Below are 13,542 nucleotides of genomic sequence, written 5' to 3' on the forward strand. Positions count from 1 at the left end.
GTCTATGCGCGGAGGCGCGATCGCGGTTCGCAAGGCGTTTCCCACTGGCGCTTCGTCCGCCAAATCTGCGCCTCAGGATTTGGTGCTTGTGGTGACGAGCGGCGTGATGTTGCTCACCGTTATCATTGGTCAGATGATCCGATGGCGGAACCGTCGAACATCAAGATAAGGCTCCCTCGGGCAGAGCGGCGATTCCGACGGCCGCGAGATGTGAGCGCGCCGCGGCGCTTGACGAGGCGAGTTCGGGCGCCAATAAGATCGGACAGACTTCGATACGAGACGCAAATTCCCCCCGCCTGAGAAAGTCTGTTGATGACGCATGTCGCAACGCTCGTTTGCAATCCGCTCTCTCCGGTCCTGACGGAGGCGCTCTCACGGCGTGCGCTTGCGGCGTTGCCGCGTGCCGATGTGGTGCGTTGGCTCAACCCGGGCGTCGCCGCCGACATTGCTTTCACGCCGGACGCCCCAGAAGATTTGAAACGGCTCGCCAACTCCGTGCGCGCCGCAATCAGCGGCGAGCCTGTGGATGTCATCATTCAATCCGCCCAAGGCCGACGCAGGAAGCTTCTGACCGCGGATATGGATTCCACCATGATCGGTCAGGAATGCATCGACGAACTAGCGGCGGAGGTCGGCAAGAAGGCCCATGTGGCGGCCATCACGGAGCGCGCGATGCGTGGCGAGATCGCCTTCGAGGCTGCGTTGCGGGAGCGGGTCGCCCTGCTGAAGGGCCTCGATCGCGGCGTAATCGCGAAGGTCATTGAATCGGCAATCACCCTGACGCCCGGCGGCGGCGCGCTCGTGCGCACGATGCGCCATCACGGAGCGCATACGGCGCTGGTTTCAGGCGGCTTCACGGCGTTCACGCGCGTTATGGCGAAGATGATCGGCTTTGACGAAGATCACGCCAACGAACTCGCGCTCGACGCGAACGGATGTTTCACGGGTGGGTTGATTGAACCGGTGCTTGGCGCGGAGGCCAAGCTCGCAACACTACGGCGCTTACGCACTGAGCGCGGGCTGACGATCGCGGAAACCATTGCCGTTGGCGACGGCGCCAATGATTTGCCGATGCTGCTGGAAGCAGGTCTCGGCGTCGCCTTTCATGGCAAGCCCGCGGTCTCCGCCGCCGCCCATGTCCGCATTGATCACGCGGACCTCACCGCCCTGCTTTATGCACAAGGGTTTGCCCGCGAAGATTTCATCTGCGAGCAATCGGATCGATGAAGCGGTCGAACGGCGCCGCTAAAAGCTCAGCGCCTTGACCTCCTTTACGCCAGGCAGCGTCTTGACCTCGGCGAGCACTGTTTCGGGCGCGGCCTCGTCGACAGCGACAAGGGCGATCGCCGAGCCTCCCTCCCGGTCGCGGCCGAGCGCGAAGGTTGCGATATTGATGCCAGCGGCCCCGAGCATGCTCGTGAACCGCCCGATGAAACCGGGCTTATCCTCATTGCTGACATAGATCATCGCCGGCGCAATGAGCGCATCGACGTCGATCGTGTTGACGGAAATAATTCGCGGTTTGCCGGCATGAAAAACCGTGCCCGCGATGCGCCGCTCTTCCGTCTCGGTTTCAACCACCAGCGTGATGAGGGATTCGTAATCGCCATCGGCTGCGCGGCTTACTTCGTCGATGACGATGCCCCGTTCCTTTGCGACCGCCGGCGCGGAGACGACGCTGACGTCGGCGAGCATCGGACGCAACAGCCCGGCGATGACTGACGCCGTCAACGCCTTCGTTTTCAGCTCCGTGACGGCGCCTTCGTAAATGATCGTCACTTTTGTGACGCCACTATCGACGAGCTGACCGGCGAAAGAGCCAAGATACTCGGAAAGAGCGATGAAGGGCCTGAGTTTTGGCGCTTCTTCGGCCGTTATCGAGGGGAAGTTCACAGCGTTCGAGACAGCGCCTCGGGTGAGATAATCAGACATCTGCTCGGCGATCTGCAAAGCCACGTTCTCCTGAGCCTCGCTCGTCGATGCGCCAAGGTGCGGGGTGCATACAACATTGGGATGGCCGAACAACGGATTTTCCTTGGCGGGTTCATCGACGAAAACATCGAAGGCCGCGCCCGCGACGTGACCAGAATCGAGCAGAGCTCGCAAAGCCTGCTCGTCGACGAGGCCGCCACGCGCGCAATTGATAATTCGCACGCCTTTCTTGGTTTTGGCGAGGGTCGCCGCCGAGAGGATATTTTTCGTTTGCGCGGTCAATGACGTGTGCAGGCTGATGACGTCGGCGCGGGCGAGAAGACTGTCGAGGTCGACCTTTTCGACATCGAGGTCCTGCGCCCGTTCAGGCGACAAGAACGGATCGTAGGCGATGACATGCATGTGTAGCCCGCTGGCGCGCGCCGCGACGATAGAGCCAATATTGCCGCATCCGATAAGACCCATCACCTTGCCGGTGATTTCGACGCCCATGAAACGTTTCTTTTCCCATTTTCCCGCCTGTGTTGAGGCGTCGGCGGCGGGAATTTGCCGCGCGAGCGCGAACATCAGGGCGATCGCGTGCTCCGCCGTGGTGATCGAGTTCCCGAAGGGCGTATTCATCACGATCACGCCCTTGGCGGTCGCCGCCGCGATGTCTACATTATCGACGCCGATGCCGGCGCGGCCAATGACCTTCAGCCTGGTCGCCTTCTCGAGAACTTCGGCGGTGACCTTCGTATCGGAACGAATGGCGAGCCCGTCGAAACCGCCGACGATCGACGCCAGCTTTTCTTTGTCCTTGCCGAGGGCCGGCTGAAAATCGACTTCGACGCCGCGATCCTTGAAGATGGCGATGGCGGCCGGCGAAAGAGCATCTGAAATGAGAACGCGCCGAGACATGGGAGTCTCCAAAGCTAGGACATTATGCGCCGCGCGAAAGCGCCCGCGCGAGAGGCGGCGTCATCTCAATTCACGCAGCCGCGGCAAGGTCGCTCTTGGTTTTTTGAAAGGCGTAATCAAGCCAAGGCGTCAGCGCCTCGATGTCGCTTGTCTCAATCGTCGCGCCGCACCAGATGCGAAGGCCGGGTGGCGCATCGCGATAGGCGCCGATGTCATAGGCGACTTTCTCTTTTTCGAGCAGGCTTGCGAGCGATTTGGAAAAACGCGATTGGGCGTCGGGGCCGAGCGCGGCAATGGCGGGATCGATCACTTTGAGGCACACGCTAGTGTTGGATCTGATCGCCGGGTCGCTGGCAAGAAAATCGACCCAGGGCGTCCTTTCCACCCAATCGGCGAGCGCCTTCGTATTTGCGTCGGCGCGCGCGATGAGAGCCGCCAGTCCGCCGATCGATTTTCCCCAAAGCAGCGCATCGACATAATCTTCAACGCAGAGCATTGATGGCGTGTTGATGGTTTCGCCCTCAAAGATCCCTTCGATCAGCTTGCCGCCGCTAGTTAAACGAAACACTTTCGGCAGCGGCCATGCGGGCGTGTAGGAGAGAAGCCTTTCGACAGCCCGCGGCGACAAGATCAGCACGCCGTGGGCCGCTTCGCCTCCGATGGCTTTTTGCCAGGACAAAGTGACGACGTCGAGTTTTGGCCAGTCGAGATCCTGCGCAAAAGCCGCGGAGGTCGCGTCGCAGATCGTGAGCCCTTTGCGGTCGGCGGCGATCCAGTCGGCGTTGGGCACGCGCACGCCCGATGTCGTCCCGTTCCAGGTGAAGACGACGTCATTGTCGAAATTGATGCTCGCCAGATCGACGATCTCGCCGTAGCCAGCTTTCAATGTCCGGGCGTTGCTCAGTTTCAACTGCTTGACGACGTCCGTGACCCAACCTTGCCCGAAGGATTCCCAGGCAAGCACGTCTACCCCGCGTTGCCCAAGGAGAGACCAGAGGGCCATTTCAACCGCGCCCGTATCCGATCCGGGAACGATGCCGACGCGATAATCCGAAGGAATTTGCAAAATCTCGCGGGTTAGATCGATGGCGAGCTTCAATCTCGCCTTGGCTTCGCTGGCGCGGTGCGAGCGGCCAAGCAACGCATGATCGAGAATCTCGCTTTGCCAGCCAGGACGCTTGGCGCAAGGGCCAGAAGAAAAATGCGCGCACGCGGGCCGCGCCGCCGGAATCACTGCTTGCATGATGATCATCCTGGAATCGCGTCAACGGGATCGGCCACATCAGAGTCGATGCGCGCCTTTCCGGCGCAAAACCGTTCGAAACTGAGCTTCTCCCTCAGCTTACCCGGCTGAATATTCACACTCTCTATTAGCCTATTTGTTTTTTCTATAAATGGACATAAAAGCGACGTCAAGGCGTCGGCGTCCAGCGCCAGCGACGCCTTGGCGCAGCGGGGACGCCGAGGGTCGCAATGTCGCCATAACCAACGTCGAGGATCGGTCATCGCACTCGATGTTGAAATGGCGTTCTTCCTGGCGGTTTCGCGCGCCTTTTCGATACCGCGCTTCGACGTGATTGAGACGCATAAGGTACAATGGTTATGCCGACCTCCAACGCGCTGACTGAACGACGCAGGCTCTTTGGCTGCCTGTATGGCGCGGCGGCGTCCGCCGCTTCCGTGGCGGCGGCTTTGCTCGCTTTCCAGAATTCAGCCTCAGCGGCGACGTCAAGCGCAAAGCGGGAGCCGCTTGTTCGTGTTTCGCAAGCGAGCAGCGGCGCCGAATCGCCGCCTTCCCCGCCTCCGGTTCAGCCAAAACAGGATGCGCCGCCGCGACCCGGCGAAAAAAGCGAAACGCGAACGGAAAAGGAAGGCACGCCAGCGACGGTGATCGACGGACAGCAGCTCGAAAGCATCCTCGGCAAGAACGTCAGCAGCCCGACGGGTGAAGATATGGGACGAATCGTGGACATTATGGTCGACCACAGCGGCGCGGTGCGGGCGGCCATCATCGATTTCGGCGGGTTCCTCGGGGTTGGCACCCGCAAGATCGCGGTCGATTGGCGCCTCATCCGTTTCCCCTCCGATGGCAAGACAAACAATGTAATCGTGGATTTGACCGCCAATCAGCTCAGAGTGGCGCCGATCTTCAAGCCAGGCGAACCCGTCGTCATGCTTGGTCGTTCCGGCGATTCTCCACATTGAGGATGCAGAGCCAGCCGCATCGAAAGGCTTGCGGAGCCGGCTGAACTTGTCCGTCAAAGCAGCATTCTCACGGAACCGACATTGGCGGATCGGAGAACCAATGCAAAACGACGCCCGTGACGATCATGTCACTTCGTCCAAGAATGCCGCCATCGCGCACAAAACGCCACGCCCTTCGCGCGCGAGCCGGCGCGGACTCGACGGATTCGTATTTTTCACAGCGGATGTGCAGACTGGATTCGGCGCGTTCGTCGCGGTCTATCTGACGGCGGAAAAATGGACGCAGGTTGACATCGGCCTCATTTTGACAATCGGCAGCCTCGTTGGCCTTGCGAGTCAAATCCCAGGCGGCGCAGCGGTCGACGCCACACGTTCGATGCGCCGGACCGCCGCCACGGCCATCATCGCGATCGGCGCCGGCGCCCTGGCTCTTGCCGCCTGGCCGATCTTCGCGGTCGTGCTTGCGTCCAGAATCGCGCAGGCCGTGGCAAGTTCCGTGCTTGCTCCAGCGATGGCGGCGATCAGCCTTGGCCTCGTCGGCCGCCACGCGATTGGCGAACGCCTTGGCCGGAACGCTTCATTCGCCTCGCTCGGCACCGGTCTTGCCGCCGCCGGGATGGGCGCTTGCGGATATTATCTCTCCAACCGGGCGGTTTTTTTCGTGGCCGCCGCGATGGTCGTTCCGGCTCTGATCTCGCTCTTCCAGATTCGGCCGGACGAGATCAACCCGGAACGCGCTCATGGCGGCCGTCCGCGATCCGGCTCAGCCGACATTATCTCAGCGTTGCGCAGCCTCCTTGCCGATAGAACGCTCGTCATCTTTGCCGGATGCGTCATGCTGTTTCAGTTCGCCAATGCCGCTATGCTGCCTCTGGCTGCAAGCATGCTGACTCTTCGGTCGAGCCAGGCTGCGACGATCCTCGTCGCCACCGCGATCGTCGTGCCTCAGTTCATCGTCGCGGCGCTATCGCCATGGGTCGGGCGCAGGGCAGAGCTATGGGGGCGCAGACCGCTCCTCATTCTCGGCTTCGGCGCGCTCGCCGTTCGCGGAGCGCTCTTTGTCGTCGTCATCGACCCCCATCTTCTTGTCGCCGTGCAATTGCTCGACGGCATTTCGGCCGCGGTGCTCGGCGTGCTGACGCCGCTGACCATCGCCGACGTCACACGGGGCACGGGCCATTTCAATCTCGCACAGGGCATGGTCGGGTGCGCCGTCGGCGTCGGCGCCGCGATCAGCACAACTCTCATCGGCTATCTCAGTGACCATTTCGGCAGTCACACCGCGTTTCTGACAATGGCGGGAATCGCCGCTGGCGGATTCGCCGTGGTGTGGCTCTCGATGCCGGAAACACGGCCAAATACAAGCGAAGGGTGAAACGGGCCTCGCAAAGGCGCGTCTCGCGCTCGAGCGTGCGACAACATGCGCCACACGACCGATGCAACACATTGATCGTCGCCAGCAGCACAGATTTTAGGCAGTTGGCAGAAGCCGGTTGGGAACCTGCGCCATTTGGAAACGTTGCTCGCGTGTGGGCAGGCACAGGCCATGCCCTTGCAACTGCTCAGTTAAACTGGACGAGACCATTCTTTTCGGCCGAGTGCTGTTCAGCTTCGCTCGTTCTGAAAATTTTGCTGCGCCGCAGGGAAGCCAAACGCCAGCCAAACTTTCTGCTCATTCTCAATCCACGAGTCGTGATCCATGGACGATCTCACTCATTACGCCAACAGGCCTTTAGCATTTTTCGGCCGGTACATACGAACCCGCCGGCTGTCTCACGCCGCCATTCTCCTCGCGGTGGTCGCAGCTGTCGGCTTTTCGGTCAGCACCCAGTATGGCGTCAAGCACCTCGTCGACACGCTCTCGCAAGAGGGGCGGAGCGGCGCGCCCTGGCCGGCGTTTTACCTTCTCGTCTTTTTCATCGGCGCGGACAATCTTCTGTGGCGCGTGGCGAGCTGGATCGCCGCCTACACATTCGTGCATGTCACAGGCGATCTGCGCGCCGATCTTTTCCAGCATTTGACCGGCCATGCGCCGAGCTATTTCGCCAAAAGATTGCCGGGAGTGCTGACGAGCCGCATCACGGCGACCTCCAACGCCGTCTTCACCATTCAAAACATGTTCGTGTGGAATGTCTTGCCGCCATGCCTCGCGATGGTCGGCGCGATCGCCTATCTGACCACGGTCAGCCTCGGGATGGCGGCCTGCCTTGCAGTCGTGTCCGGCCTTGTCGCCGCTACAATTTTCCACGTCGCCGCCAGCGGCAAACCACTGCACCATGATTTCGCCGACAAGGCCGCGGCGGTTGACGGCGAGATGATCGACGTTGTCGGCAACATCTCGCTCGTCAAGGCGTTCGGCGGTCTTGCGCGGGAACATCGGCGCTTCGGCGCCACGGTCAACGAGGAGCTCAAGGCGCGCCGGCGCAGCCTCCTCTATCTGGAAAAACTGCGGCTCAGCCACGCCCTCGTGACGATAGTCTTGATGCTTGGTCTGCTCGCCTGGGCGATCAGCCTTTGGCAGCAGCGGTCCGCGACCATCGGCGACGTCGTTCTTGTCTGCACGCTCGGAATGGCCGTGCTCAGCGCCACGCGCGACCTAGCCGTCGCCCTCGTTGACGTGACGCAGCACATGGCGCGCCTCTCCGAGGCCCTCGCGACGCTTCTGTCGCCGCATGAACTGCGCGACCATCCCCAGGCTGCCGCTCTCATTCCGGGCGGGGCGCGCGTGGTCTTCGAGAACATTGCGTTCCGCTACCCTGAAGGACGGCGGGTTTTCGAAAACTTCAGCCTTACTCTCGAGGCCGGTCAAAGGGTTGGGCTGGTCGGTCCATCGGGCGGAGGCAAATCAACGCTGATCGCGCTCCTGCAGCGCTTCTATGACCTCGACGCGGGCCGGATTCTCATTGACGGACAGGATATTCACAGGACCACTCAGGCAAGCCTTCGACAGGCGATCTCGGTGGTGCCACAGGATACCGCCCTCTTTAATCGTTCTTTGATGGAGAACATCCGCTACGGCCGTCCCGAGGCCACCGACGAAGAGGTGTGGGAAGCGGCCATCGCAGCGCGATGCCGCCCCTTCATCCAGCACCTCCCGCGGGGGCTCGACACCATCGTTGGCGACAGGGGAGCGAAGCTGTCGGGGGGACAGCGCCAGCGCGTCGCGATCGCCAGGGCCTTCCTGAAAAATGCGCCCATCCTTCTGCTCGATGAGGCGACATCGGCGCTCGACAGCGAAGCCGAGGAGGCCATTCGGGAGGCGCTTGCGCGCCTCATGCAGGGGCGGACGGTCATCGCGATCGCCCACCGCTTATCGACGCTACGAAACTTCGACCGTATCGTCGTGTTGCAGAACGGACGCATGGTGCAAGACGGGCATCCCGAAAGCCTCATGCAAATCGACGGTCCCTATCGCGCCCTGATTACGCAGGAGATGAGCCGTCTCGCAGAGCAGGCCGCCTGAACATGGCCGAGAGCGCCGGCGGCTCGCCATCGGCGTGAGATGTTGGGCGTCGCACGCGGTCATTCCATCCAGTCAAAGGTCCGGCTGACCGCCTTTTTCCACATCAAGTAGTTTTTGACGCGCAACGTATCGTCAACTGACGGTGTCCACGTCCTGTCAACGCTCCAATTCCGCCGAAGATCCTCGATCCCGCTCCAGTAGCCAACCGCGAGCCCAGCCGCATAGGCGGCGCCGAGAGCCGTGCTTTCCGACACTTTCGGCCGCGTCACCGGCGCGCCAAGAACATCGGCCTGGATCTGCATCAGCAAATCATTCGCGGTCATGCCGCCATCGACCTTCAGCGCCGTCACAGGCACGCCTGAGTCCGACGCCATCGCGTCCGCCACCTCGCGTGTCTGGAAGGCGGCGGCCTCAAGGGCGGCGCGGGCGAAATGGCCGCGGTCGATAAAGCTGGTGAGCCCGATGATCAGACCACGCGCTTCGCTGCGCCAATAAGGCGCGAAGAGGCCCGAGAAGGCCGGCACGAAATACAAACCGCCATTATCGGGAACGAGGCTGGCGAGACGTTCGACGTCGGCCGCGCTGTCGATGAGTTGCATGCGGTCACGCAGCCACTGCACCAAGGCTCCCGCGATCGCCACCGAGCCTTCGAGCGCGTAGACGGGCGGATCCCCGCCGAATTGATAGCAAACAGTCGTGATCAGCCCGTGTTTTGATTGCACCACTTCGGCGCCTGTATTCAACAGCATGAAGCAGCCGGCGCCATAGGTGTTTTTAGCTTCGCCCACGTCGAAGCAGACCTGCCCGACCGTGGCGGCCTGTTGATCGCCGAGAACGCCGCAGATTGGCGCCTCCCCTCCAAAAGGTCCGTCGGCGCGCGTAAGGCCATGGAAGGCGGAGTCCGAGGACGGCCGAATGGCCGGGAGCATCGCCCGCGGAATGTCGAAGGCCGCCAGAAGCTCGTCGTCCCATTGCAGAGTTTTGAGGTTCATCAGCATGGTGCGTGACGCATTGGTGACGTCCGTCACATGCGCCGCCGTCGCCGAGGGGCCGCCCGTCAGCTTCCAGATCAGCCAGCTATCCATCGTCCCGAAGATCGCGTCCCCTGTTTCGGCGTCGCGGCGCAGGCCCGGAATGGCGTCGAGCATCCAGCGGATTTTTGGCGCGGAAAAATAGGTCGCGAGCGGCAGGCCGGTCTTTTGACGAAAGCGATCCTGACCGCCGCGCTCGGCCAGTTGAGCGCAGATCAGATCGGTGCGCGTGTCCTGCCAGACAATAGCGTTGTAATAGGGCTCGCCGGTGTTCCTGTTCCAGACGAGCGTGGTTTCCCGCTGGTTGGCGACGCCGATCGCGGCGAGATCCCCCGTCGCCACCCCGGCCTTGCCCATCGCGCCGCGGATGACCTCCTCGACGCGTCGCCATATCTCCAAAGGGTCATGTTCGACCCAGCCCGACTGTGGGCAGATTTGTCGATGCTCGAGCTGATGCGAGGCCGCCGTTTCTCCCCGCTTGTTAAATATCATGCAGCGTGTGCTGGTCGTCCCCTGATCCAGCGCGACGACATATTTCGACAAGGCGTTATCTCCCGGATTTTCACTGAGTCTTATCAGCAACCGCGCTCTTGCGAATAGCGGCCTCAGCGCGAAGGCCCATTAAATCGCCTGCGTCAACCGCCGTTCCGTCTCGGCGGCCTCGAAATCCCGGCGGCGTTGGTCCCATCCGCGCTCCGTGGCGAGTAAAGCGATGACGCGGGGCGCGGAGCGCCGCGCCGCCTCCCGATCGAGCAAAGCCAGCGGCAGGCGCCGGGCCAGCACATCCATCGCCGAAAGGGCGGCCTCGAATCTAGCGGCATAGAGCACCTCGGCCTCGAGGTAAGGAAAGGCGGGATGGAGCCGCGGCGCGCCGGCGGAGCCGGCCTCTTGCAGTACCCGGGGGGCGCGGTCGCCATAAGCATGGTGCAGATGCGCGGCGACATCATAATCAAGGGTGAAGGCGGAGCGGAGCGCCTCAATTCCCCTTTCGGCGTCGAAATTCTCCGCGCCGGCCAGCGCCAGCCCGGCGGTGCGGCACGGATTTTTCGGGCGCAGATCAAAGCGGGCGATGGCATGATCCAGTGCGTCCGCGGCCATTTTTCGATAGGTCGTCCATTTGCCGCCGCAGATCGTGACGAGGCCGCTCCCGCTCACTTCCACGATGTGATCGCGCGCGAGGCGCGCTGTATCGGCGATTTTCGGGTTGCTGACCAGCGGACGAAGACCGCACCACGCCGATAATATGTCCTTTTCGCTGACCTCGACGTTCAAATACCGCCCTATGTGCCGCAGCAGATAGGCGATCGCCTCAGTCGTGGGCGGGGGATGGTCCTCGATCGCAGCCGGCTCATCCGTGGCGCCGATCAGCGCATGTCCCTCAAAGGGCAGTATGAACAGCACGCGGCCGTCGTCGGTTCGCGGAATCAGCAGCCCCGCCCCCGTGGGAGCAAAACGCTTGTCGAGCACGATATGGACGCCTGAACTGGGTCTCATGATCGCCGCCGCGCCGGCGTCCGCCATCAGGCGAAGGGAGTCCGCGAACGGGCCGGCCGCATTGATCACCGCGCGCGCCTCGATCTCCCAACGCTCGCCTGTCTCCCTGTCCTCGACCTCAGCGCCGGTCAGTTGGCTCTCCTTATGGGTGAACCCCACCACTTCGACCCGGTTGGCGACCGCGGCGCCCTGTTCGGACGCCGTCAGCGCCAGCGTCAAAGCCATGCGCGCGTCATCGAACTGACCATCATAATAGAGAATTCCGGCTTTCAGCCCTTCGGCCTTCAGCATCGGAAATCGGCGGAGGGTTTCGCTGCGACTGAGCAACCGGCTGCGGCCGAAGCTCAGCTTCCCGGCAAGCCGATCGTAGATGCGAAGACCGGCGAAGATATAGGGCGCATCGCGCCAGCGGTAGAGCGGCGAGACAAGCGCCAGACGATGAGCAAGATGCGGCGCGTTTTTCAGGAAAATCGCGCGCTCGCGCAGGCCGTCGCGAACCAGATTATATTGTGTCCGGTCAAGGCGCCGAATGGCCAGCTCAAGGTAGCGGACGCCGCCATGCACCAGCTTGGTGCTTCTGCCGCTGGCGCCTTCCGCGAAGTCGCCCCGCTCGACGAGCGCCGTCCTGAGGCCCCGGCTCGCCGCATCGAGCGCGACGCCGCAGCCGGTGGCGCCGCCGCCGACGACCAGAACGTCGAAAGTCCCGCCAGAGCGCAGCGCCGCCAGGGCGGAGCTCCTGTCCATTGTCCCTCCCCTTCCCCGCGCGCAACCCGGACGTCGACGACGCTCGATGCGCCATCATCTGAAGGCCGCTTATTGACGCCGCCGTCAAGAGCCGTGCGGATCGAGAGGCTGAATTTGCCCAGAGTTGAAGAGCGGAATCGAGCCGGCCCTATCGCCTTGGCCGCGTTAGCGAACCGGCAAAGCCGGCCGACCTGCTAAACGCTTACCGGCCCCACTCGATTGACGCTGTCACCCACAATGGCGAGGCGCGCGATCTTAAATATCCTCTTTTTTCAATTGGCATATCTTCTTGCCAGCTCAAACGAAGCTAAAGAGACACCCTGCGGCACGACGGGGTTGCCCGCAGGGTGTCTGGAGGAAAGGGATTGCGCGTTATGCGGCCATGTCATTTGATGGATTGGAGCCCGTAACCCAGCAGCAAATTGGTCGCCTATTGTTTAATCCCGCCTCAAGTCGTGCGCTGTCGCCCCTCCGCCGCCGGCGCCTTTGGACGCAACGTCACGACAACATTGACGCGGGAGACTTCATAGTCTTCGGGTGTTCTGATGTGGTCCGTGAGTTTAATCTCATCGGGTCCAATATCGCGAATTTCCTTTGTGTCCTCAAAATAGTAATGCGGATGGTCGGTCGTGTTCGTATCAAAAAACGTAGGGCAGCGGTCGATCGACAAAGCGCGGACGAGCCCGACGCGCGCAAATACATTTAGGACGTTGTACACCGTCGCCAGCGACGTCTGTGTGTGCGCGACCCGCGCTTCGAACGCAAGAGTTTCAGCCGTCAAATGCCGGTCCCCTCTGCCGAAGAGCAATTTCGCAAGGTTGCGGCGTTGCCGCGTCGCTCGAAGGCCATATCTCTTCCACAACACGCCGCTTGAAAACTTCAATGTAGCAGATCTCTCAACGAGAGGCCCATCCCCGGGGTCACCCATCACGCACCTGCCTTTCGTGCTTTTCTTGCTTTTATCAAATCCGGCCACTTTACTGGCTGGCCTCAGCCCGCCCGCGCCGCTGATTATCGCCAGACAGAAAGCCTAAGCGCTCAACGAGCGCCTGGGGCGCCCGGTTGACTTTCAGAGCGCTGAACAATGAAAGGACGCGCCGCCGACACTCGGTCGATGAACTCCTGTGTCGTGTCGGTTGTGATCGACGTTGTACCCGGCCCAACGCGCTCGGCGACGAGCTGTCCGGCGCCCGAAACTCTGTCAATGAATTCTTGCGCCGGATTTGTCTCAATCTTCGCTGATGAGACACCGGTGCGCTCTGTTGTAAACGGCTTTCCTGATACACGATCGATGAAAGCTCGCGCCGGATCTTCGGCATTTGCCTGTGTGTAAATGAAGCCAGCCGCGATTGCCGCGCCAACAATAAAATACCAATTTCTCTTATGCATCAAAGTGTCTCCCAGTCGAGCTTTGCTTCTCCGACTCCCACGTCGGATTGCGTTCGCTCCGGCAACAGTTCGTTGCATTTAGCAGGAGACGTGCCACCCATCGACGCTGCGCGCATTTAGTTGACAAGCGCTCGACGCAGCTTGGACACGCTCGATAAAACAGCGATGTATGACCTATCGGACGGACGCCACATTGGATTGTATGGCCTTGCCAACGCGCGTCTTCAGTGGCGACGGCCTTCCATTTTCATACACTGTATGTCATCTGAACACGATTACATGGACGCCCCTGTAGATGAATGGCGGGAGAGGATATCGCCGCTGGCGCGGACAACCGCAATTGACCAAGAGCAATTGGTCTACAAGACGCCCCGGACAGCGCAA

10 protein-coding genes are annotated in these 13,542 nt (G+C 61.6%); 4 read left to right on the forward strand and 6 right to left on the reverse strand.

Features of this window, described 5'->3' with window-relative positions; genetic code table 11:
- Positions 1-312 precede the first annotated feature (312 nt).
- Positions 313-1,227 carry a phosphoserine phosphatase SerB gene (serB, locus tag SIN04_RS09455; RefSeq protein ID WP_134488609.1) on the forward strand — a complete coding sequence of 305 codons (915 nt, stop codon included), beginning with the start codon at positions 313-315 and terminating at the stop codon, positions 1,225-1,227.
- Between the two features lie 18 nt (positions 1,228-1,245).
- Here serB and serA read toward each other — a convergent pair whose 3' ends face one another.
- Together serA and SIN04_RS09465 are read right to left on the reverse strand one after the other, a co-directional pair.
- Positions 1,246-2,832, reverse strand: a complete 1,587-nt coding sequence (gene serA / locus SIN04_RS09460; RefSeq protein ID WP_134488611.1) for a phosphoglycerate dehydrogenase — start codon at positions 2,830-2,832, stop codon at positions 1,246-1,248.
- Positions 2,833-2,902: 70 nt separating this feature from the next.
- Positions 2,903-4,075, reverse strand: a complete 1,173-nt coding sequence (locus SIN04_RS09465; protein WP_341264395.1) for a phosphoserine transaminase — start codon at positions 4,073-4,075, stop codon at positions 2,903-2,905.
- A 359-nt stretch (positions 4,076-4,434) separates the two neighbouring features.
- Between SIN04_RS09465 and SIN04_RS09470 the strand changes: the two genes are divergently transcribed.
- From SIN04_RS09470 to SIN04_RS09480, 3 genes are all read left to right on the forward strand, one after another.
- Positions 4,435-5,037 (forward strand): PRC-barrel domain-containing protein, encoded by a 603-nt coding sequence (locus SIN04_RS09470; protein ID WP_341264396.1) that lies wholly within the window; start codon positions 4,435-4,437, stop codon positions 5,035-5,037.
- 100 nt (positions 5,038-5,137) lie between these two features.
- Positions 5,138-6,412 (forward strand): MFS transporter, encoded by a 1,275-nt coding sequence (locus SIN04_RS09475; protein WP_134488617.1) that lies wholly within the window; start codon positions 5,138-5,140, stop codon positions 6,410-6,412.
- 324 nt (positions 6,413-6,736) lie between these two features.
- Positions 6,737-8,500: an ABC transporter ATP-binding protein gene (locus SIN04_RS09480; RefSeq protein ID WP_134488619.1), complete on the forward strand. Its 1,764-nt coding sequence runs from the start codon at positions 6,737-6,739 to the stop codon at positions 8,498-8,500.
- A gap of 59 nt (positions 8,501-8,559) precedes the next feature.
- Here the strand turns inward: SIN04_RS09480 and glpK are convergent, their stop codons facing one another.
- The 4 genes from glpK to SIN04_RS09500 all read right to left on the reverse strand — a co-directional run bounded on the left by glpK (position 8,560) and on the right by SIN04_RS09500 (position 13,158).
- Complete coding sequence (gene glpK / locus SIN04_RS09485; protein ID WP_134492401.1) at positions 8,560-10,074, reverse strand: glycerol kinase GlpK; 1,515 nt, start codon at positions 10,072-10,074, stop codon at positions 8,560-8,562.
- Positions 10,075-10,152: 78 nt separating this feature from the next.
- Positions 10,153-11,769, reverse strand: coding sequence for an FAD-dependent oxidoreductase (locus SIN04_RS09490; protein WP_134488621.1), 1,617 nt, complete (start codon positions 11,767-11,769; stop codon positions 10,153-10,155).
- A 448-nt stretch (positions 11,770-12,217) separates the two neighbouring features.
- Complete coding sequence (locus SIN04_RS09495) at positions 12,218-12,697, reverse strand: Fur family transcriptional regulator (protein WP_134488623.1); 480 nt, start codon at positions 12,695-12,697, stop codon at positions 12,218-12,220.
- Positions 12,698-12,807: 110 nt separating this feature from the next.
- Positions 12,808-13,158: a hypothetical protein gene (locus SIN04_RS09500; protein ID WP_174512304.1), complete on the reverse strand. Its 351-nt coding sequence runs from the start codon at positions 13,156-13,158 to the stop codon at positions 12,808-12,810.
- Positions 13,159-13,542 lie beyond the last annotated feature (384 nt).

The sequence above is a fragment of the Methylocella tundrae genome, assembly GCF_038024855.1.
GTDB lineage: Bacteria > Pseudomonadota > Alphaproteobacteria > Rhizobiales > Beijerinckiaceae > Methylocapsa > Methylocapsa tundrae.

What these genes read in the sequence shown, in the direction of transcription:
- SIN04_RS09495 (WP_134488623.1), bottom strand. Translation starts at nt 12,697, where the DNA reads ATGGGTGACCCCGGGGATGGGCCTCTCGTTGAGAGATCTGCTACATTG.
- SIN04_RS09470 (WP_341264396.1), top strand. Translation starts at nt 4,435, where the DNA reads ATGCCGACCTCCAACGCGCTGACTGAACGACGCAGGCTCTTTGGCTGC.
- serA (WP_134488611.1), bottom strand. Translation starts at nt 2,832, where the DNA reads ATGTCTCGGCGCGTTCTCATTTCAGATGCTCTTTCGCCGGCCGCCATC.
- serB (WP_134488609.1), top strand. Translation starts at nt 313, where the DNA reads ATGACGCATGTCGCAACGCTCGTTTGCAATCCGCTCTCTCCGGTCCTG.
- SIN04_RS09490 (WP_134488621.1), bottom strand. Translation starts at nt 11,769, where the DNA reads ATGGACAGGAGCTCCGCCCTGGCGGCGCTGCGCTCTGGCGGGACTTTC.
- SIN04_RS09475 (WP_134488617.1), top strand. Translation starts at nt 5,138, where the DNA reads ATGCAAAACGACGCCCGTGACGATCATGTCACTTCGTCCAAGAATGCC.
- SIN04_RS09480 (WP_134488619.1), top strand. Translation starts at nt 6,737, where the DNA reads ATGGACGATCTCACTCATTACGCCAACAGGCCTTTAGCATTTTTCGGC.
- SIN04_RS09500 (WP_174512304.1), bottom strand. Translation starts at nt 13,158, where the DNA reads ATGCATAAGAGAAATTGGTATTTTATTGTTGGCGCGGCAATCGCGGCT.
- SIN04_RS09465 (WP_341264395.1), bottom strand. Translation starts at nt 4,075, where the DNA reads ATGCAAGCAGTGATTCCGGCGGCGCGGCCCGCGTGCGCGCATTTTTCT.